This window comes from Bradyrhizobium uaiense, assembly GCF_010811875.1.
Lineage (GTDB): Bacteria > Pseudomonadota > Alphaproteobacteria > Rhizobiales > Xanthobacteraceae > Bradyrhizobium > Bradyrhizobium uaiense.
In genome coordinates, this window is the sequence record NZ_VKHP01000199.1 from 1 (window position 1) to 18,053 (window position 18,053).

An 18,053-nucleotide genomic window follows, 5' to 3' on the forward strand; every position below is an offset into this window, starting at 1 on the left:
AGCAGGAGCTCGGCGGCCTGTTGTTCTACCGCGATCGCCTGCTTACGCAGCTCACCGACCTTGGAAAGGAAGTCCTTCCGATGCTAGAGCGCATACTGGCCTCGGCAGAGGCGGCGCGTTGTAGGGCCCGGGAGTTCCAACGCAAGGAGGTCGCGCCACTGAGGATCGGCCTCGCTCCATCCATCTCGGCGTCGCTCGTCCTCGATCCAATCGCGGAGATTGCAAAGTTTGTCCCTGGACTTCACGTCGAATTGCGCGAGGGCGCCGCGGAGAAGCTCATCGACCTTTTGCTTGAGGGGGAGATCAACGCCGCAATGGTCGGGGACGTGCGGGACATACCAGCCCGCGTCGACAACTGGTCGCTGTTCGAGGAGCGCTACGTCGCGGTTCTCGCCCCGACACACCAGCTCGCAAACCGTCCCTCGATCGGCATCGACGATCTTCGCGAAACCATCTTGCTGGAACGCGACGAATGCGACGTCGCCGCGAAGATCCAGCGGTCGTATTTCCCCGAGGAACCGCTCCGCCTCGGGCACTGCAGCGGTCACGACTTGCACCTGCAGCACATGGCCGCGGCTGGCTTCGGCGTGATGCTCGCGCCCGAGCACATGCCCCGCCTTCCAACGCTCAAGACCATTCCGCTCGAAGGCGAGCCGGTTTTGCGGGAGGTGCGGCTGTTGGCTGTGCAGGGGCGCCGCTACTCGCCGGCGCTGGACGCTTTCATCAAGGTCACGCGGCTTCGCGACTGGTCGGTGGAAGTCCCCTACCGGGGGCATGCCGCGCGTGATACTCCCGGAGGTAGCGAGCGCGCCCGCATGACCACAATACGCGGCCAACCGCTTCAAGCCAACCGATCCGCAGCCTGACACCCTACCGATGCCAAACCAGACCGGGGGCGAGTTCCGGTTGGCGCCCAACTTGTCGGACCCGGGGGCCGCTTGCGTCACAGTTGCGTGGCCCGGGCGAAGCGTAGCGCTATGCAATCCATTACCGATCGTTATTTCGCGAAGGTCGTGGCGTGCGATAGCGTTGGAGTCATCGCTGCAACATTGCAAGGCGAGGAACAGGGAATGACGACAGCGATTTGGAACGGCGCGACGATCGCGGAATCGGATAAGACGATCGTCGTCGAGGGAAATCACTATTTCCCGCCCGGGAGCGTCCGTGAGGAGTTCCTTCAGACGAGTTCGACGACGAGCCGCTGCCCGTGGAAGGGTACGGCGAGGTACTACTCGTTGGTGGTGGACGGAAAGACCAACGAGGACGCCGCGTGGTACTACCCTGAGCCTTCGACGGCGGCCGCGAACATCAAGGACCACGTGGCTTTCTGGAACGGCGTTGACGTCAGGTAGCGCGAGCGAAAGGCCGAGACGGGAGCTAAGTGATGGTTGCGTGTAGGGTCGCACAAGACGAGCACAAAGATGAAATCGACCGCGTAATCGAGCGGAACGGGTGCTGGCAGCGTGGAAGAGAAGGCGGGAAACCCCGGCGGCATGGAGCCGGCTGAGCACGACCTGCTCGCCGACCTCAGGCGAGCGCGCCATTCGCTTCGGCTTCGGGCCATGAATGAGCCTCCGGCGGCTGCGCGCCTGACGACGGGGCAAAGGATAGCGGACGCGGTTGCCACCGTCATGGGATCGTGGAGCTTCATCATCGTCCAGAGCACGATCCTGATCGTCTGGATAACCGCCAACCTGGTCGGTGCGATCAGCGGCTGGGACCCTTACCCGTTCATTCTTCTCAATCTCGCGCTTTCGTTCCAGGCCGCCTACGCAGCGCCGGTTATCATGATGAGCCAGAACCGGCAACAGGACATTGATCGCAAGGCCGCTAAGAAGGACTACCGCATCAACGTGAAGGCGGAACTCGAGATAGAATTGCTGCACGAGAAGATCGACCAACTCCGCGAGTGGGAATTCCTGAAGCTCACCGAGGCCGTCATGGTGCTGACCGAGTTGCAGCAGCAGTCGGCCTCGCACGCGTGCGAATCCGATTCGAAAGTCGGACGGCCGTAATTACGCGTGGCTATCGACTTCATGGCGTGATGTCATTTCCCATTCGCCGCGCGGAATTCCATCCTTCCCGGTACGTTGTGAGCGGCAACCTTTCGCCGCTACTGCGAAGTCGAACAAGGATCCAATAATAGGAGGCTACAAAATGTCAGTCCAGCAGCCGGTCCTCACGCCGCCCCACGGCGGCGAGACAGTGATCTCGAGCGGAGGTTCGAGCGTCGAGATGAAAGTAGAGAGCAGCCAGTCCGGAGGCGACTATGGCGCTGTCCTGTGGACAGTACGGGCCGGGGAGGAGCCGCCGCTGCACACCCATTCGCGCGAGGACGAGCTGGTCTACGTCGTGCAGGGGCAGCTGATCGCGCGGGTTGGCGATGCCCGCGTCGACGTGGGGCCGGGCGCCTATGCGGCTCTTCCCCGCGGGGTGCCGCATACGATCGAGGTGGTCGGCGACCAAGCGACCCTGCTAGTCAGCTTCGTGCCAGGTGGGTTCGAGCGCTTCTTGGTCCCCCTGGACGGCAAGCGGCCCGACCCGGCCGCTTTCGGCCTGACGCTACCCTAGAGGCGGGACCGCGGCTCGCGGCGGTCGTGACCGTGCGCCCCCGCGGGCCTGGGCGCCGGCCGCTCGCGGCCGCGCCAGATGATTGATTTCACACGCCGGCCAGGTGTGCCTAAGGCCCTCCCAGCTTCGGACCAACCGCGCTTCGCAGCGGCAGTGGTAAGCCGCGCCAACGCGCCTCGTCGTCTGCAGGAATCCCCTCTCGCCGAAGAGCGCACGCGGGGGCTGATAAGATCACCCGTGCCGACGGCACCTTGCTCAATCACCGCAAGGTCGCCAAACACCACCATCATCGACCACGCGCGGAGCTTCCCGCACGATCATGCCGCCATCGCCGCAGAAGTAGTCGGCGTCCGGTGAGCCCGATGTGGAAGGCGGCCCGCCGTCATAACGAGCGGCTATCGACTTCATAGCATGATGTCATTTTCCATTCGCCGCGCGGAATTCAATGCTTCGCTGGTACCTCATCCGACGCACAGCAGCTTTACCGTATCGTGCGAAACGACACTCTTTTCACCCGCCGACAGAGGAAATCCGTCATGGTCACTCGCGGTTTCACGGGCCGCCAATCCGGATCAGAACCATCGGACCGGGTGCCCCCGGGACAGCACCTCGTCGACAATTTCCCGGTGCTTACAGCCGGCCCCACGCCGCGGATCGAGCCCGCAGACTGGACTTTCACGCTGAAGGTCGGACCTCGACCGGTCAAAGTGTGGAGCTGGTCGGAGTTCAACGCGCTCCCACGAACCAGGATGACGCGAGACATCCACTGCGTGACCTCGTGGTCGAAGCTCAGCACCGCCTGGGAGGGCGTGGCCGTCGACGACATCCTAGCCGACGCTGGCCTTAGCGCGCCCACTCCGTTCGTACTCGCACATTGCTTCGACGGATACTCCACCAACGTGCCGCTCGCCGACCTTGCAACGGGGAAGGCGATGGTCGCGCTCAAGTACGAAGGCCAGCCGCTGCCGCGCGAGCACGGGGGGCCGGCGCGCCTGCTCGTGCCGCATCTCTACTTCTGGAAATCGGCAAAGTGGGTGAACGGTCTTCAGTTCACGGAGCGCGACGAGGCCGGCTTCTGGGAGCTGCGCGGCTACCACATGTACGGCGATCCGTGGAATGAGCAGCGATACACAAATGACTGAAGCGATTGCCGCAACCGCGCGATGGCAGAGCTGTGCGATTGTCGAAATCGCGACGAGAACGCCGGCCATCAAGAGCTTCTTTCTCAGACTCTCCGAAACGTTCGACCATAAGGCCGGACAGCACGTTGACGTGCGGCTGATCGCGCCCAACGGCTACACTGCTATGCGCAGCTACTCGATCGCCTCGGCCCCGAGCGATTCCAGGGTCATCGAGCTGGCGATCGAGCGCCTCCCGGACGGCGAGGTCTCCCCGTTCTTCCACGACGTCGCCCAAGTAGGCGACACGATCGAGCTTCGCGGGCCGCTCGGCGGACACTTTCTCTGGCCGCGGCCTTCAAGCAAACCAGTGCTCTTGATCGGCGCCGGCTCCGGCGTCGCGCCGCTCATGGCCATGATCCGGTATCGGAAGGCCAGCGCCGAAGTCGTGCCTGTCGCGCTGTTGCTCTCATCCAGGACCTGGTGTGAGGTCCTGTTCCGGGACGAGCTCCTCGAGCTCGAGACGTCGCTTCCCGATTTCGCGTTCGCCTTGGCGCTGACACGGGAGCCTGCGACGCGCCGCACCGACTTCAGCGGACGGATCGATGCCAGGGTGGTCGCTGACGTCGCGGCGCGCCTGCCTGCGTCCCCCGGCTGCGCCTTCGTATGCGGATCGAACGCCTTCGTCGACATCGCGGCGGACGCCGTTCTCGCCTTGGGACTGGAAGCCGGAACGATCAAGACTGAACGCTATGGCGCTTGAGGGATCGATCCCTCTCGTTTTGCGAGAGACGTGTCGGTGCAGGAAACAGGAGCGACGCGGATGCTGTCTAAAACGATCGATGTCGACGGCTTGAAGGTCGTCTGCCGTGAAGGCGGTGCGCCTGGGCGGGGCACTTCGACATCGAGATCGACTGCGTCGCAGCACTCCAAAAGCAGGATTCGAACATGTTCTCAGTGATTTTTGAGGTCCGCCCCAATAACTGGGATGACTACCTCGACGCGGCCGAGATGCTGCGTCCCGAGCTGGAGCAGGTCGAGGGCTTCGTCGATAACATACGCTACAAGAGTCTGACCCGCGAGGGCTGGATCCTTTCGGTTTCGACCTGGCGGGACGAGAAGTCGCTCGTCCGTTGGCGCACCCGCAGGCGCCATCAAGAAGTCCAGCAGAAGGGCCGCGAAGAGATCTTCGCAGACTACCACCTGCGCGTCGGCCAGATCACTGCCGACAATCAGGTGCCAACGGGGTATGCTCTCACGGAGCAGAGGCTCGACGAGACCGAAGTCGGGGAGGGGACGACGGTCACGCTGATCAATTCGACTCGCCCCGCGGAATGGAAGCCGACTACCAATCCGTACGACTGCGCCGAGTGGCTCGGCCTGAACCCGTGGGCCGCTGACAGCACGTCCTGGGATATCTTCGACGCCGTACTCACGCCCGGTGACCTGATTCTGGTCATATCCTGGAAGAACGCCGCTGCGGCGCAGGCCTACGAGGACTCTTCTGCGCTGAACGACAATGCGAGGGTCCGGACAGTGCGGATCGTGCGCGACTACGGGAAATACGACCGTCGCGAAGCTCCCCAATACTACAGGGATGCCGAGGGCGGCGAGACCCTCCACGCCTGACATCCACCTCGCCGCGCACCGGTCGCTCGCTCTCAGAGACTCCAGAAGGTGTGTCCGTGCGTCCAAATCAATAGGCCGGACCGTTCCAACGCGTTCATGTAAGTTGCATCTAGGTTTCATGACCGCGACGTGCCCCGTCACGTCGTCGAGTGCCAAGGCTCGTCTGTGTCGACGACCTCACTTTGACGGAGAACGACAATCCATGGAGCTTCATCAAGTTCGCTACTTTCTCGCCGTTGCCGCGACGCTCAACTTCACCCGTGCGGCCGAGCAGTGCAACGTCACGCAGCCCGCCCTGACCAAGGGGGTACAGAAGCTTGAGCAGGAGCTCGGCGGCCAGTTGATCTACCGCGAACGCCAGCTTACGCAGCTTACCGACCTTGGAAAGGAAGTCCTTCCGATGCTAGAGCGCATACTGGCCTCGGCAGAGGCGGCGCGTTGTAGGGCGCGGGAGTTCCAACGCAAGGAGGTCGCGCCACTGAGGATCGGCCTCGCTCCATCCATCTCGGCGTCGCTCGTCCTCGATCCAATCGCGGAGATTGCAAAGTTTGTCCCTGGACTTCACGTCGAATTGCGCGAGGGCGCGGCGGAGAAGCTCATCGACCTTTTGCTTGAGGGGGAGATCAACGCCGCAATGGTCGGGGACATGCGGGACATACCAGCCCGCATCGACGACTGGTCGCTGTTCGAGGAGCGCTACGTCGCGGTTCTCGCCCCGACACACCAGCTCGCAAACCGTCCCTCGATCGGCATCGACGATCTTCGTGAAACCGTCTTGCTGGAACGCGACGAATGCGACGTCGCCCCTAAGATCCGGAGGTCGTATTTCCCCGAGGAACCGCCCCGCCTCGGGCACTGCAGCGGTCACGACCTGCACCTGCAGCACATGGCCGCGGCCGGCTTCGGCGTGATACTCGCGCCTGAGCACATGCCATGCCTTCCAACGCTCAAGACCATTCCGCTCGAAGGCAACCCGGTTTTGCGGGAGGTGCGGCTGCTGGCTGTGCAGGGGCGCCGCTACTCGCCGGCACTAGACGCTTTCGTCAAGGTAGCACGGCTTCGCGACTGGTCGGCCGAGGTCCCCCACCGGTACACGCGATCAGGCAGCGAGCATGATATACGCGCCGACCGCCGACGGCTTCGTACCAATCGATCTGCGGCTTGATGGCTCCTGCCGATGACATACCAGACCGACAAAGCACTCGCCCAAATTCGCTCCGAGCTATTGACGACGTTCAGCGCCGCGGACTGGGAGTCATACAACCGCCTCGTAGGCTGGCTCCGCGATACAGGCGTGGCATCGCACGCGTTGAAAGTTGGAGACGACGCTCCGGACTTCCTCCTGCCGGACGCCGACGGCCGTCTCCATTCCTCCGAAGAGCTGCGCCGCAACGGACCCCTCGTCCTGAGCTTTTTCCGGGGCGGCTGGTGTCCGTTCTGCACGGCTGAGCTCTGCGCCCTCCAGGCCGCGAAGGATGAGTTCGAGAGCGTCGGCGCGACCCTCGCAGCCGTGACGCCGGAGACGAGGGACTTCCCGCGGCGGCTCAAGCGGAGCCTGGGCTTGGACCTGAAGGTGCTCTCCGACGTCGATTGCGGCGTCGCCATGTCGTATGGCGTGCTGTTCCGGGTGCCCGACGAGATCAAGGTGTACTATTCCGGGCTAGGCTTCGACTTCGGCGCCCGGCACGGGTCACCGGACTGGATGTTGCCTATTCCCGCGACCTACGTGATCGACGCCGAAGGCCGGATCCGCAGCGCGTTCGTCGAGCCTGACTTCACGATACGGCAGGAGCCGGCGCACATCTTGGCCTCGCTGCGCCAGGCGCTTTGACGTCCTCTTGAGGGAGGCAGAAATGGAAAGCGACATCCGGACAATCCGGCGATGAGCCGGTTTGAAATGCCGCTCCGCGACGCCGCGCTCGCAGTCGCTTACTACAAGTTCGAAGGCGGTCGCGTCGTCCTGCTGCACACGGAGGTGCCACAATAGCTGTCTGGCCTGGGTGCGGATCGAGGCCGGCGCATGGTGTTTTCGAAGCGTTGCGACGCTTCGGGAAAAGAGTCATCACGAAATGCCCCTTCATGTCCTCCTACGCTGCCCGCCGCCCCGAGTACGGCGAACTCCTCGACGGCTGATGGCGGACGGACGGGACGCCGGAGCGCACATCGCTTTTTGCGAGAATACCTCACGCCTATCGAATACATGTCCAAAGGGAATTTCTAATTTCGTCGGCGGCATCCGATCTTTGGGTCTGCAAGGCCGCCGTGCACACGCGGTTGGCCCCGGAGTGATTGAAGTCGTTGCGCGGAGTTACCCTGCCGCGCGCGAGCAGCAAAGGAGCCGCCGATGAAATTACTGAGGATTGTCGGCTTCGCTGTCGCCGTCTCGCTGGTCGCCAGCACTGTGGCAGCGCTCACGCAGGTCAGCGGAGCAGTTCCAACTGGCCCGACCGCGAACGTGGTGGACACCGCTGGGCACTTGCGCGTGCCGGCTGACTACCGAAACCTCTACCAAGCGCTCGGCAGCTGGGCTATCGCCGCCGACAGCGGCCAGGGCTCGAAAGAAATCCACACCGTCTACGCGTCTCCGGGCGCGATCGACGCCCACCGGAGCACGGGGCACTTCCCAGACGGCGCCGTTCTGGTGAAAGAGGTCTTCGCGACCTCGACGAACGAGATGACCACCGGCACGGTAAGCCACGCTGACAAGCTTAAGGGCTGGTTCGTCATGGTGAGAGACAGCAAGGGGACGCACCCTGGCAACCCGTTGTGGGGCGACGGGTGGGGATGGTCATGGTTCGACGCGGACAAGCCGCTCAAGACTACTTCGACGGACTACCATTCCGATTGCCAGGGGTGCCACGTGCCCGCACAGTCCACGGACTGGATTTATGTGAACGGATATCCCGTCCTGCGTCACTAGGCGACTGTATGCGTGGCCACTCTCCTCTCGCCGCGGTTTCGCGGAGGTCAATGTCGAATCCCAAAAGCTGGTACCGCAAGCCGGTAGGTTGAAGAGCTGATTGTGACTGTTCGTTTCGGATATCGACGTCGGGTTCGGCCGATGTTCACAATGCAAACGAGCACATGGAGTTGGACGTGTCCTTCTCGGTCTATGACATCACGGTTCCTGTCATGGTGCACGGACTGGACGTGATGGACGACTATCTCGACCACGCTCACGCGTTTGAGTGTATGAGGGGGCTTGAGCCCGGGACGATCCTGGGCGAGCGGCTCGCGTCCGACATGCTGAGCTTCGGAGAACAGTTTTCTGTAAGCCGCAACAAGGTGGACGCGCACATGGCGAAGCTGATGAAGCGCGAAGCGCCAGCACCCCACAATACCCCCATGACTTACTCGGCATTAAAGGGCCGGCTCCTCGAGACGCGCAGCTTCCTGCAAAAAGTGCAGCCGGATGATGTCGCCGCTGCGCAGTCCCACACGTACGAGTTGACACCGCCTATCGTGCGAGGGTGGTTCGGCGGCGACGACTACATCCGGCACCTGGTGCTGCCCGACTTCTTCTTTCACATATCGATGGCGCACGCGATCCTTCGACATCTTGGAGCAAAGATCGGGAAACGCAATTACCTTGGCAACCTTAGTCAGCAAAGCGGTGGCGACTATTCGTGATCGCGGCGCGCAGCACGCACTGAGGACTTCAAGACGGCGGGCTTAGGCTACCGAGGGTGAGCGAGCTATATGCGGTCGTTAGTACGTTGAAGCCCTAAGCGGACATCAGAGCGAGCGAATTGCTATTTCCAAAAGACTTTGCAACGGGACGACGACATGCATACGAAAGATCTACTCGCAAGCGGGGTCGCTCACGACCTCAACAATAGATTGCAGAGCATGGCAAATGCGCTCGGGCTGATGCGCTTGCGCGTTGCCAGCGGGCGCACATCTGACCTCAATTCCCTCATAGAAGTTGCAGAACGTGCATTGGTTGGCGCTGGCGAGTTGGCGCATCGGCTTATGAGCGCCGGGCGTACTCTTCAATCAGACGAGCTGATTCTGCTTAACAAGACCGTATCTTCAATGCGTGATATGTTGCGCTACGTCGCGGGTGAGGCGATCACGCTTCGATTGGCTTTTCCCGATTCGGATACTTGGATCCTATGTGATTCTCACCTGCTCGAATGTGCACTCATAAACCTTGTAATAAACAGCCGAGACGCCATGCCTAGGGGAGGTCTCATTACAATCGAAACCAGGAAAGCTTGCTCGCCGGCAGGCGACGATGGCCAGGAGTATGTTTCCCTGAGCGTCACTGATTCCGGAAGCGGCATTGCCCCCGACGTCCTGGAAAAGGTATTCGAACCGTCCTTTACGACGAAGCCAAAAGGTAGCGGAACGGGGCTTGGACTTCCGATGATACGACACTTCGTTGATCAGGCGCGCGGCCGCATTGAAGTTCACAGCGCGCCGGAGCAGGGCACGCGCATCGAGCTCTACTTGCCGATTGTTGCTGAAAGTTAGACGGAAGCGAAACTGTTGGATTGCGGATGACCGTTCGAGCGCTTGCTCCGTGCCCTCGGGTCTCGTTGGTGTCTGCGGAATGAAAACCATAACGATCCGGCACTTCTAGTAGCGCGCAAGCGTGAATAGCTTTCGCCTGCGTCTCATCGAGATAATTCGGGCTGCAGCGCCGCGTGACCCTCGATCCCAGCGCGATCATCCCGCGGTTCGCGTGCGTTGCCTCCCCTCTCGATGCCGCAAGAACTCGACCGAAAAGCAACAGAACCAGGAGTCAGGCCATGCCAATCCGTTTCATTACAAAATCCATCCACGCTTATCTGATCGACTATCCCATCGCGATCGTCTTGATGGTCGCGCCCTTCCTGCTGAAGCTCGGGCAGAGCAACCCGCCCGCGCTGTGGCTTTCGGTGGCGGCCGGCGCGGCGGCACTGCTGCTGGCGGCTCTGACGGACCACCCGACAGGGCTAATCCGGGTCATCCCCTATTGGCTCCATCTCTGGGTGGACCGTGCTGTGGGCTTGGCTTTCATCGTTGCGACGTTTGTCTTCCAATTTACTGGGCTCGACGCCTGGTACTATTTGGTTCTCGCCGCCGCGGTTCTGTTGACGACCTCGGTTTTCAATGCGCCCGAGATGGGCGCGAGCCAGCGAGCGAACCTCGGTACGCGGAAGGCGATGTGAGGATGAGTTCGGGTCCGACGCGACATCCCGTTGCGGAGTTGCTCAGAAGGAATGAAATGTCGCGTCGATCGAACGTCCTGTCGTCTGGAGTGTGTTGTCGGTATCAATCTCAGCAATTTCCGGCGGGCGGACCAATGTTGAAGAGAATACCGGGCGCCTCGAGTGTCGATCTCTGCTGAAGTTGGAGAGCCCGGTGCGATGGTGGATCTCGATTGTTTAGCAGTGTCGAAGCGACGCTGGGTAATGCTCTGCATCTTGTTTGGACTTGGTCTAAGCGCCCTCGGAAGTGCGATCGTCAATATCGCTTTGCCAAACATCTCGCGTTCATTAGGAAGTAGTGACGCTGCGACCGTTTGGGTCGTGAATGCTTATCAGTTATCGGCGACGGTTTGCTTGTTGCCCATATCAAGTCTGAGGAAACACTCGGTCTGAAGCAGATTTACGTGGCCGGTCTAGTTGTGTTTGTCCTCGCATCGCTGGGTTGCGCTTTCGCCCCGACATTGCCGGCGCTGGTGAGTGCGCGGCTAATTCACGGTGCCGGAGCTGCCGGGATTTCCGTGGCCGTGTTGCATTTGTGCGCGTGATCTACCCGCTCGACGCGATCGGTAAGGCCTGGCGTTGGTCGCGTTAGCCGTGGCGATACCTGGAGCATTGGGTCCTACGCGTCGCCGCGACAATACTATCGGTCGCAAAATCGCCCTGGTTGTTTCTGGCAAATGTGCCATTCGGCCTCGCCGTACCGCTATTTGTCGTCACTGCACCACCGGACGTTCGAGTTGCTTACGCTCTGGATCTGACCGGAACCGCTCTCAATGTGTTGGCGTTCGGGCTTTTCGTCGTCGGCGTCGGTTCGTTGGGTATTGGCGATGAACGCATGGCGATGGGAGAGATCGTGGCAGGTGTTTTCTGCTTTGGCCTCTTCGTTCGGCAACAGCTTCAGCATCCTAAGCCAATGTTGCCATTCGATCTTTTTCGCATTGTGCCGTTTGCCGCCTCGATGTGGATATCCGTCTGCTCCTAGCGGCGCAAATTCTTGCCTACGTCTCGCTGCCGATCTTATTCGAAACAAGAATGCATCTTTCGCCCGTTGAAAGGCTTCCTCCTGACTCCCTGGCCGCTCATGACCGCCGTCACGGCTCCCATCGCCGGTCGCATAACAACCGGCCACCCCGCATCGGTGATTTCCAGCCTTGGCTTAGCGTTTCTGGCGGCCGGCCTGCTTCTGATGGTCTTCTTGCCGACAACCCCGGCGAAGTGGGATGTCGTATGGCGGCTGGCCCTTTGCGGCATCGGCTTTGGTCTTTTCCAGACACCCAACAACATCGCGATGATGACGGCTGGACCCGTAGGTCGTAGCGGGGCCGCAAGCGGGATGAATGCTGCGGCTCGCTACGTCGGGTGGTCTGTTGGGTCCGCCTTGGTCTCGCTGATCTTCGGCCTGGGCGGAGATCATGGCGCAGTCTTTTGTTTGGTCGCCGGACCGGGCTTCGCGCTGATGGGAGCGACTTCCAGCGGCGCTCGTCGGTTCAGATAGCGTCCTTACGCGGAACAGCAGCGGATCAAAAGACGCGACGCCTGCGGTCATTGCCGCGTCGGCAGACTGTGCAATCCGGATCGCAACATTGCTGTTGGTTATAGAGCCTTCGTCGATCCGGTGAGCGCTCGACAGGACGGACGCGTGAGCGGTACCACGAGTACGGCGAAGGACGGGCCAAGCAGGTCATGCGCTCGATCACGCCAGGCGCCAACGGGTCTTCCCGCACTCCCCCTCAGAAAAACCGCAAGCTACTGCAGAGTTCCGCAACATTCAACCGCGTCACTGTGGTGGACGCTTCATGGTCAAAAGCTTGGTCACATCGTGCCGATCATCCGCAGATGAGATAGCGACTGTCAACCACTTGCCGTCGATGTATGTCTTGGCTTCATCGTAGAGTTTGACCAACTGCGGACGCCAGACATAGCGCCGCTCTTCAAACTTCTCTCGTTCCGCTTTCCCTAAGACCACCACCGCGGAAAATCGCTTGTATTCCGGAATGAAGGTGCAGAATGCCTTGGTCCTCTTGTAGCGCAGGGACCAACCGCGCTTCTTGCCACCATAGAGCCAATCGGGCTCGAAAACGCTGGGGTAGTATGCCTCGATCCAGTTTCTTAGTTCGGCCCAATGCTTGAACGCTCGCTGTCCGATCCAGTCGCGGACAGTGCCGTCATCGGGCGGTGCTGATCTGTCGGTGATCCTGTCGCCGATCTGGTGGGGTTGTTCCATGCCGCTTTCCTTACGCTTCCTGCCCGAGCTCCTGGGCGCAGAGGTCTGAATCAATAGCGCTGCGGCCGCACCGCGCTATGAACGGTCGCACCTCGTAGCGAGTCGCCGTCTCTAGTTCGTAGGAGACGGCACTTGGGAGAGGGCACTTGCAATCTTGTCTCGGGTTGCAGGTGCTTCTGACAACGCTCTCACACCGTGGCAGTCGGATACCGACAAGGGAAATCACCTCTCGCCATCGAATCGATAGACGATCGGCATTGCCTCGCTGCGCGGCATGATGCCGTCGCGGCCTGCGCAACTTTCCTTGATTGACCAGTGGCGGCGAAAAACGTCGCAACAGCATTCCCGGTTGCTATCCAAACTATGCATGACGGCTATTAGAAAATGTGGTCCTGCACATGCCATGCCTAACGGGCGTTTTCGCTGAAACATATCCCGCAACGAAGCGACCGGAGGGATCAGGTTGTGAGCAGCGCGCCCCTGATGCTGACTGACCGCGGCCTGGCGCTCTCCGAGCCGGTGGCCCTTGGCGCTGGAGGCAGCACCAAGACGCTCGCTGCGTTGAGCTTGGGCGGTTCCCTCGTGTTCGTCAGCAGTGCGGTCGTCGCGGTCGCGCTGGCGGCGATTGGCCGAGACATGCATCTGTCGCCGCTCGAACTGCAATGGGTGATGAATGCCGAACTCTTGCCGCTTGCGGCCCTGACTTTGGTCGCCGGCGCTGTGGGGGACCGGTTCGGACGGAAGCGGATATTCCTCGGGGGGATCGCTCTTTACGGTCTAGGCGCAGCCACGATTGGCTTCGCGCCGAGTTTCGCGCCGCTCATTGTTGGCCGATTCCTGCAAGGCTCGGGCGAAGCGTTGATACTGCCCAATGGCCTTTCCGTGCTAGGGCGGGCCTTTCCCGCCGACAAGAAAGCCGGCGCGGTCGGCATCTGGTCTGCCGCCGCGGCTGTAGCCAGCGGCGGCGCGCCCGCAGTTGCCGGCGTGATACTCGACCACGGCTCCTGGCGGATGACCTTTCTGATGCTTCTGCCTGCAGCGGTCGGCGCGCTGGCCGTCGGCACCATGTGGATACCTAAGGACTCTCCAACTAGTCGCGCCAGGGTCGACGTCGCTGGCGCGGTGTTTTCGGCAGTTGGGCTCGGCGCGCTGGGCGCGGGGCTAACCAGCCTGACCAATGGTTCGGGATTGAGCCTTGGTGTGCTCCTCACCCTGGTCGTCGGTCTGAGCGGCCTGGCCGGCCTGATCGTGAGCCAACGGCGATTAGGCGACGCCGCCATGTTGCCGCCGTCACTTCTTACTTCGCGGTCGGTCATCGGCGCAAACCTGTTTACTGCGCTCCTCTACGCACCGTTCACGGTCGTGCTAACTTTGATCCCGTTCGTGATGATCCGCGGCGCGCACCTGCCGACGTTGGCGGCAGGGCTGGCCTTCATTCCCATGCAGGTGCTGATCACGGTCGTTTCGCCGCTCGCCGGCATGCTCTGTCGCCAGTTCGGCCGACGCCTGCCATTGTTTTCCGGCGGTGCCGTCGCCGCCTTGGGATGCGCCATGGCACTCCGCATCGGTCCGAACGCGACCTATTGGGCAGACATCTTCCCCGCTATCGTGTTGCTGGCTTTGGGCATGGGCTTGGCGATCGCGCCGTTGACGACGCTAGTCCTCACCTCCGTTGAACCCGAGCGCGCCGGCACCGCGTCTGGCGTCAACAGCGCGGTCTCGCGCGCCGGGTCGCTGTTCGCCATCGCTCTGCTCGGCGGCGTCCTGCAGCAGGGTTGTCCCGAGCTGTTCTCGGGATTCCACATGGCGATGGCTGTCGCCGCGGTCGCCTGCGTTCTCGCCACGCTCGCGGTGTTCACTATCGAGCCGGGGCCCCACGTCGACTTCATCCCGCGAGACTAACCCGTTCGGTCCGCAATCGGCAGGCAGGCGAGGCCGAGAGGAAACAATGAAGACTAGCCTATAGGCAGAAGGAGAAAGAACATGAGTATCCGAACCATTATCGCCGCCACCTGCGCCGCCTTCACCCTCTCAATGGCCGGCCCGATCTTCGCCCATGATAGCGAAGGGCAAACCGTCACGAAGAATTTCGAGGCGGCCATTCCGAATATCCCCGGCAAGTCGCTGATCACCCTGGAAGTCGATTACGCGCCGGGAGCAGCCTCTCCATCCCACACCCACGCGAAGTCGGCTTTCATCTACGCCTACGTGATCTCGGGTGCGATCGAGTCGAAGGTGAACGATGGCGAGACGCGCATCTATCGGGCAGGCGAGAGCTGGTCCGAGCCGCCGGGCGCGACCCATTCGATCAGCCGCAATGCGAGCAAGACCGAGCCGGCAAAGCTGCTCGCTGTCTTCGTCCTCGACACTAATGACAAAACGCTGACCACGCCCATCAGATAAACCTTAGGACGCACTCCTCGTTTGGCGCATCGGCGAAAGCCAACCGATACTCAAAGGGAGAAAGCGCATGAAGATAGTCGTGATCGGGGGCACTGGCTTGATTGGCTCGAAGATCGTTGCCATTCTGCGCCAGGGCGGCAACGAAGTCGTCGCGGCGTCGCGCAGAGGTGGGGTCAATACGGTCTCCGGAGAAGGGCTCAAAGAAGCCATGGCCGGCGCGCAGGTGGTGATCGACGTCTCCAATGCGCCTTCGTCTGACCGCCAGGCGGCGTTGGAATTCTTCGAGACCTCCGGCCGCAACATTCTCGCGACGGAAACCGCAGCGCGCGTTCGGCATCATGTTGCGCTATCCATCGTCGGGGTTAACCGGGTGCCCGACCAAGGCTACTACCGCGCCAAGATCGCCCAAGAGAGGCTGATCAAGGCTTCGAATCTTCCTTACACGATCATCCGCTCGACCCAGTTCCTGGAATTCCTCGGCAGCATCGCCGATGCGAGTACGGATGGAGGCATCGTCAGGCTCCCGCTGGGCCTGCTTCAGCCTATCGCCGCTGATGACGTCGCCGCCTTCGTCGCCGAAGTTGCCTTCGCCAAGCCGCGAAACGGAATCGTCGAGATCGCAGGCCCGGAACGAGCGCCGTTCAACGAAATCGTCGCTCGCTATCTGAAAGCTATTGGCGACCCTCGCAAGGTCGTGAAAGATCCCGAGGCCAGATATTTCGGCGGTCGACTCGAGGAGAAGTCGCTCGTACCACTGGGCGAAGCGCGTCTCGGTCGCGTGTATCTCGAGGGGTGGTTACGCCTCTCGCGGAAAGGAGCCTGATCAGGCCGTAGCTCCTCCTGTTCTCCAACCGAACAAAGCCCGGACGCGTACCCGAGAATCTTTCCTGGGGTGCATCCGGGCTCGGGCTTTACGTTTGCATCACATCAACCTGGAGATGGTCGATGCGACCCGATGGAGTTCAGATCGAGCCAGCCGGCGCAACGGCGGGAAAGTCCTTCTCGGGATCGAACACGTTGTTGAAAAAGTTCGTCAGGGAGTACATGGCCACCAGCGCGACGATCTCGATGATGTTCGCATCCGAATAGCCGGCGGCGCGGACGGCTTTCAAGTCGGCGTCACCGACCTTGCCGCGGGTCTCGATGACTTTGCGCGCAAACTCGATAGCGGCGTTCCGCTTCGGGTCGCTGGCATGGCCCTTCCGCGCGAGAAGGATCTCATTGGCCGGCAGCTTGGCCATGTGATCGGCGGTAAAGCTGTGAACCCCCAGGCAGTAGTCGCAGCGATTCACTTCGGAGACTGCGAGGCCGATGCTGTCACGCGTCTTCACGTCGAGCGCCTTGCTCAAGGAGCCGAGCAGGGTCGCCCACGCGTTGAACGCAATCGGGCTGGCAGCGAAGGTCGCCATCATATTGGGAGTAAATCCGATGTTCTTGGTGAACATCTCGAGGGTCGGTTTCGAATCGGCCGGCACCTGTTCTGGCTTCAGCGCTGTACTTCTCGACATCCTAGTCTCCGCAAGTTTACCAATTCATCGACAATCAGACGAGTTCAAGCACATCTGCCACCGGCAGGCGCGGCTTCTGCGCCCAGTTTCCCGGACGGAGCGCGCCTATGGACAGCAGCATGACCGGAACTTCGTTCTCGGCCAGCCCGAATTCGCGGGCCACCGCGTCGGCATCGAAACCGATCATCGGCGTCGAACCCAGGCCCATCGAGAGGGCCGCATAGATGATCGCCGCCGCGCCGAAGGTGGCCGTGCGTACGGCCTCGTCGCGCTGGCGCTGCGGATACGCCATGTACAGATCGCGCGCGGGGATTTCCCATTCCGGCACCATCGATAGCGGCATGATGCCCGCCTCCACCAGCGGCGCCAATCGATCCGGTATGACGCTTGAGTCGGCCAACTGCCCGCAGACGATGAAAGTAACGGCGGCTTCGCTGGTTGCGGGCTGATTCCAGGCGATCGGTCGTAGTCGAGCTTTGGCTTGCGGCGTCCGTACGGCGATGAAGCGCCAGTTCTGCAAGTGAAAGGACGTCGGCGCGGTGGTGCCGATTCGTACCAACTCGCGGATCTGGTCGTCGCTCAAGGTGGCAGTAGGGTCGTAGTACTTGGCGGCGCTGCGGCTCCTGATGCATTCGATGACAGCATTGGTCATGGTGATTTCGTCAGTTGAGGTAATTCCGTCGGACATGGTGATTCCTTTGGGTTGAGGGGGTAGGTTGAAGGCCCGCACCGGCGTATGCGAACTGGCCGGGATGGACGGCGCCCGTTGGCTGCGCGCATTAACGGGCGTGCGTCGACTTAGGGGCGAATGCGGATGACCGTTTTGCCCTTGGGTCGCTTGGTCGGATTCAAGGCGGCGATGGCCTCGTCGAGAGTCGGAAGGTTGCCGATATTCGTGCGCAGTCGTCCGTCGCGCACCCGCTGGACGATCTCATTCAGTTGGGCACGATCGGCCTCGACGACGAAGTCGATCGCGAGCCCGTCGACAGGCCGTGCCTCGACCGGCCCGACGATGGACACCAGCGTTCCTCCCGTTCGAATCAGGTCTGCGGACCGTTTTCCGATGTCGCCGCCGATGCCATCGATCAGCAGATCGACTCCGCTGATGTCTTCCAGCGCGTCGTTGCCAAGATCAAAGAACTCCTTCGCGCCAAAGTCGAGCACCGCCTGACGGTCGGCGGCGCGCCCGGTGCCGATGACATAGGCGCCGAACTCGCGGGCGAGTTGCGTCACCATCGAACCGACGGCGCCGGCCGCGCCGTGCACGAGGACGCTCTGCCCCGCCTGAAGGCGGCCGTGCTGGAACAGTCCCTGCCAAGCGGTGAGGCCCGAGGTCGGCAGACTCGCGCCCACCGTTGAGTCAACGTCGCCCGGCAACAGCGCGAGGTTGCGGGCCTCCCTTGCG

At 61.7% G+C, this 18,053-nt stretch carries 23 protein-coding genes; 19 read left to right on the plus strand and 4 right to left on the minus strand.

What is annotated here, in order from left to right:
• The 16 genes from FNJ47_RS34460 to FNJ47_RS50615 all read left to right on the plus strand — a co-directional run.
• Positions 1 to 866 (plus strand): LysR family transcriptional regulator (locus tag FNJ47_RS34460; protein WP_236000257.1); only part of this gene is annotated, 866 nt, incomplete at its 5' end.
• Positions 867 to 1,070: 204 nt separating this feature from the next.
• Complete coding sequence (locus FNJ47_RS34465; RefSeq protein WP_163160364.1) at positions 1,071 to 1,352, plus strand: DUF427 domain-containing protein; 282 nt, start codon at positions 1,071 to 1,073, stop codon at positions 1,350 to 1,352.
• 210 nt (positions 1,353 to 1,562) lie between these two features.
• Complete coding sequence (locus FNJ47_RS34470; protein WP_236000258.1) at positions 1,563 to 2,015, plus strand: DUF1003 domain-containing protein; 453 nt, start codon at positions 1,563 to 1,565, stop codon at positions 2,013 to 2,015.
• Between the two features lie 142 nt (positions 2,016 to 2,157).
• Positions 2,158 to 2,571, plus strand: a complete 414-nt coding sequence (locus FNJ47_RS34475; protein ID WP_163160366.1) for a cupin domain-containing protein — start codon at positions 2,158 to 2,160, stop codon at positions 2,569 to 2,571.
• A gap of 536 nt (positions 2,572 to 3,107) precedes the next feature.
• Positions 3,108 to 3,713 carry a sulfite oxidase-like oxidoreductase gene (locus FNJ47_RS34480; RefSeq protein ID WP_163160367.1) on the plus strand — a complete coding sequence of 202 codons (606 nt, stop codon included), beginning with the start codon at positions 3,108 to 3,110 and terminating at the stop codon, positions 3,711 to 3,713.
• Positions 3,706 to 4,452 carry a ferredoxin reductase gene (locus tag FNJ47_RS34485; RefSeq protein ID WP_163160368.1) on the plus strand — a complete coding sequence of 249 codons (747 nt, stop codon included), beginning with the start codon at positions 3,706 to 3,708 and terminating at the stop codon, positions 4,450 to 4,452. Before FNJ47_RS34480 ends, FNJ47_RS34485 begins: the two co-directional genes overlap by 8 nt.
• A 185-nt stretch (positions 4,453 to 4,637) precedes the next feature.
• Positions 4,638 to 5,318 (plus strand): antibiotic biosynthesis monooxygenase family protein, encoded by a 681-nt coding sequence (locus FNJ47_RS34490; RefSeq protein ID WP_163160369.1) that lies wholly within the window; start codon positions 4,638 to 4,640, stop codon positions 5,316 to 5,318.
• Between the two features lie 202 nt (positions 5,319 to 5,520).
• On the plus strand, positions 5,521 to 6,483 hold the full coding sequence (locus FNJ47_RS34495) for a LysR family transcriptional regulator (protein ID WP_236000259.1): 963 nt from the start codon (positions 5,521 to 5,523) through the stop codon (positions 6,481 to 6,483).
• Positions 6,484 to 6,495: 12 nt separating this feature from the next.
• Positions 6,496 to 7,149, plus strand: coding sequence for a peroxiredoxin-like family protein (locus FNJ47_RS34500; RefSeq protein WP_163160370.1), 654 nt, complete (start codon positions 6,496 to 6,498; stop codon positions 7,147 to 7,149).
• Between the two features lie 51 nt (positions 7,150 to 7,200).
• Positions 7,201 to 7,305 (plus strand): N-acetyltransferase, encoded by a 105-nt coding sequence (locus tag FNJ47_RS51695; protein ID WP_236000260.1) that lies wholly within the window; start codon positions 7,201 to 7,203, stop codon positions 7,303 to 7,305.
• 357 nt (positions 7,306 to 7,662) lie between these two features.
• Entirely contained in the window at positions 7,663 to 8,238 is a 576-nt protein-coding gene (locus tag FNJ47_RS34510) for a cytochrome P460 family protein (protein ID WP_163160371.1), read from the plus strand.
• A gap of 176 nt (positions 8,239 to 8,414) precedes the next feature.
• Positions 8,415 to 8,948: a DUF1993 family protein gene (locus FNJ47_RS34515; protein ID WP_163160372.1), complete on the plus strand. Its 534-nt coding sequence runs from the start codon at positions 8,415 to 8,417 to the stop codon at positions 8,946 to 8,948.
• Between the two features lie 156 nt (positions 8,949 to 9,104).
• Positions 9,105 to 9,794: a sensor histidine kinase gene (locus FNJ47_RS34520; RefSeq protein WP_163160373.1), complete on the plus strand. Its 690-nt coding sequence runs from the start codon at positions 9,105 to 9,107 to the stop codon at positions 9,792 to 9,794.
• Positions 9,795 to 10,072: 278 nt separating this feature from the next.
• Complete coding sequence (locus tag FNJ47_RS34525; protein ID WP_163160374.1) at positions 10,073 to 10,474, plus strand: SPW repeat domain-containing protein; 402 nt, start codon at positions 10,073 to 10,075, stop codon at positions 10,472 to 10,474.
• 703 nt (positions 10,475 to 11,177) lie between these two features.
• A complete protein-coding gene (locus tag FNJ47_RS50610) occupies positions 11,178 to 11,495 on the plus strand; it encodes an efflux MFS transporter permease (protein WP_206685376.1) in 318 nt (105 codons plus the stop codon).
• Between the two features lie 66 nt (positions 11,496 to 11,561).
• A complete protein-coding gene (locus FNJ47_RS50615) occupies positions 11,562 to 12,008 on the plus strand; it encodes an MFS transporter (protein ID WP_283811334.1) in 447 nt (148 codons plus the stop codon).
• 282 nt (positions 12,009 to 12,290) lie between these two features.
• Here the strand turns inward: FNJ47_RS50615 and FNJ47_RS34535 are convergent, their stop codons facing one another.
• A complete protein-coding gene (locus FNJ47_RS34535) occupies positions 12,291 to 12,737 on the minus strand; it encodes a DUF3788 domain-containing protein (protein ID WP_163160375.1) in 447 nt (148 codons plus the stop codon).
• Between the two features lie 465 nt (positions 12,738 to 13,202).
• On the opposite strand from FNJ47_RS34535, the gene FNJ47_RS34540 reads away from it, so the two are divergent.
• From FNJ47_RS34540 to FNJ47_RS34550, 3 genes are all read left to right on the plus strand, one after another.
• Positions 13,203 to 14,639, plus strand: a complete 1,437-nt coding sequence (locus FNJ47_RS34540; protein WP_163160376.1) for an MFS transporter — start codon at positions 13,203 to 13,205, stop codon at positions 14,637 to 14,639.
• Positions 14,640 to 14,720: 81 nt separating this feature from the next.
• Positions 14,721 to 15,140: a cupin domain-containing protein gene (locus FNJ47_RS34545; protein WP_163160377.1), complete on the plus strand. Its 420-nt coding sequence runs from the start codon at positions 14,721 to 14,723 to the stop codon at positions 15,138 to 15,140.
• A 67-nt stretch (positions 15,141 to 15,207) separates the two neighbouring features.
• Positions 15,208 to 15,963 (plus strand): SDR family oxidoreductase, encoded by a 756-nt coding sequence (locus FNJ47_RS34550; RefSeq protein ID WP_163160378.1) that lies wholly within the window; start codon positions 15,208 to 15,210, stop codon positions 15,961 to 15,963.
• 139 nt (positions 15,964 to 16,102) lie between these two features.
• On the opposite strand, the gene FNJ47_RS34555 is transcribed toward FNJ47_RS34550, so the two are convergent.
• The 3 genes from FNJ47_RS34555 to FNJ47_RS34565 all read right to left on the minus strand — a co-directional run.
• Positions 16,103 to 16,648, minus strand: coding sequence for a carboxymuconolactone decarboxylase family protein (locus FNJ47_RS34555; RefSeq protein WP_163160379.1), 546 nt, complete (start codon positions 16,646 to 16,648; stop codon positions 16,103 to 16,105).
• Between the two features lie 34 nt (positions 16,649 to 16,682).
• The gene (locus tag FNJ47_RS34560) at positions 16,683 to 17,336 is read right to left on the minus strand and encodes a nitroreductase family protein (RefSeq protein ID WP_163160380.1); all 654 of its coding nucleotides are present in this window, start codon (positions 17,334 to 17,336) and stop codon (positions 16,683 to 16,685) included.
• 110 nt (positions 17,337 to 17,446) lie between these two features.
• The coding region (locus FNJ47_RS34565; RefSeq protein WP_163160381.1) for an NADP-dependent oxidoreductase at positions 17,447 to 18,053 on the minus strand (607 nt) is incomplete at its 5' end.

Coding starts and splice junctions, on each gene's coding strand:
- FNJ47_RS34465 (WP_163160364.1), top strand. CDS start 1,071: ATGACGACAGCGATTTGGAACGGCGCGACGATCGCGGAATCGGATAAG.
- FNJ47_RS34470 (WP_236000258.1), top strand. CDS start 1,563: ATGAATGAGCCTCCGGCGGCTGCGCGCCTGACGACGGGGCAAAGGATA.
- FNJ47_RS34475 (WP_163160366.1), top strand. CDS start 2,158: ATGTCAGTCCAGCAGCCGGTCCTCACGCCGCCCCACGGCGGCGAGACA.
- FNJ47_RS34480 (WP_163160367.1), top strand. CDS start 3,108: ATGGTCACTCGCGGTTTCACGGGCCGCCAATCCGGATCAGAACCATCG.
- FNJ47_RS34485 (WP_163160368.1), top strand. CDS start 3,706: ATGACTGAAGCGATTGCCGCAACCGCGCGATGGCAGAGCTGTGCGATT.
- FNJ47_RS34490 (WP_163160369.1), top strand. CDS start 4,638: ATGTTCTCAGTGATTTTTGAGGTCCGCCCCAATAACTGGGATGACTAC.
- FNJ47_RS34495 (WP_236000259.1), top strand. CDS start 5,521: ATGGAGCTTCATCAAGTTCGCTACTTTCTCGCCGTTGCCGCGACGCTC.
- FNJ47_RS34500 (WP_163160370.1), top strand. CDS start 6,496: ATGACATACCAGACCGACAAAGCACTCGCCCAAATTCGCTCCGAGCTA.
- FNJ47_RS51695 (WP_236000260.1), top strand. CDS start 7,201: ATGAGCCGGTTTGAAATGCCGCTCCGCGACGCCGCGCTCGCAGTCGCT.
- FNJ47_RS34510 (WP_163160371.1), top strand. CDS start 7,663: ATGAAATTACTGAGGATTGTCGGCTTCGCTGTCGCCGTCTCGCTGGTC.
- FNJ47_RS34520 (WP_163160373.1), top strand. CDS start 9,105: ATGCATACGAAAGATCTACTCGCAAGCGGGGTCGCTCACGACCTCAAC.
- FNJ47_RS34525 (WP_163160374.1), top strand. CDS start 10,073: ATGCCAATCCGTTTCATTACAAAATCCATCCACGCTTATCTGATCGAC.
- FNJ47_RS34535 (WP_163160375.1), bottom strand. CDS start 12,737: ATGGAACAACCCCACCAGATCGGCGACAGGATCACCGACAGATCAGCA.
- FNJ47_RS34545 (WP_163160377.1), top strand. CDS start 14,721: ATGAGTATCCGAACCATTATCGCCGCCACCTGCGCCGCCTTCACCCTC.
- FNJ47_RS34550 (WP_163160378.1), top strand. CDS start 15,208: ATGAAGATAGTCGTGATCGGGGGCACTGGCTTGATTGGCTCGAAGATC.
- FNJ47_RS34555 (WP_163160379.1), bottom strand. CDS start 16,648: ATGTCGAGAAGTACAGCGCTGAAGCCAGAACAGGTGCCGGCCGATTCG.
- FNJ47_RS34560 (WP_163160380.1), bottom strand. CDS start 17,336: ATGTCCGACGGAATTACCTCAACTGACGAAATCACCATGACCAATGCT.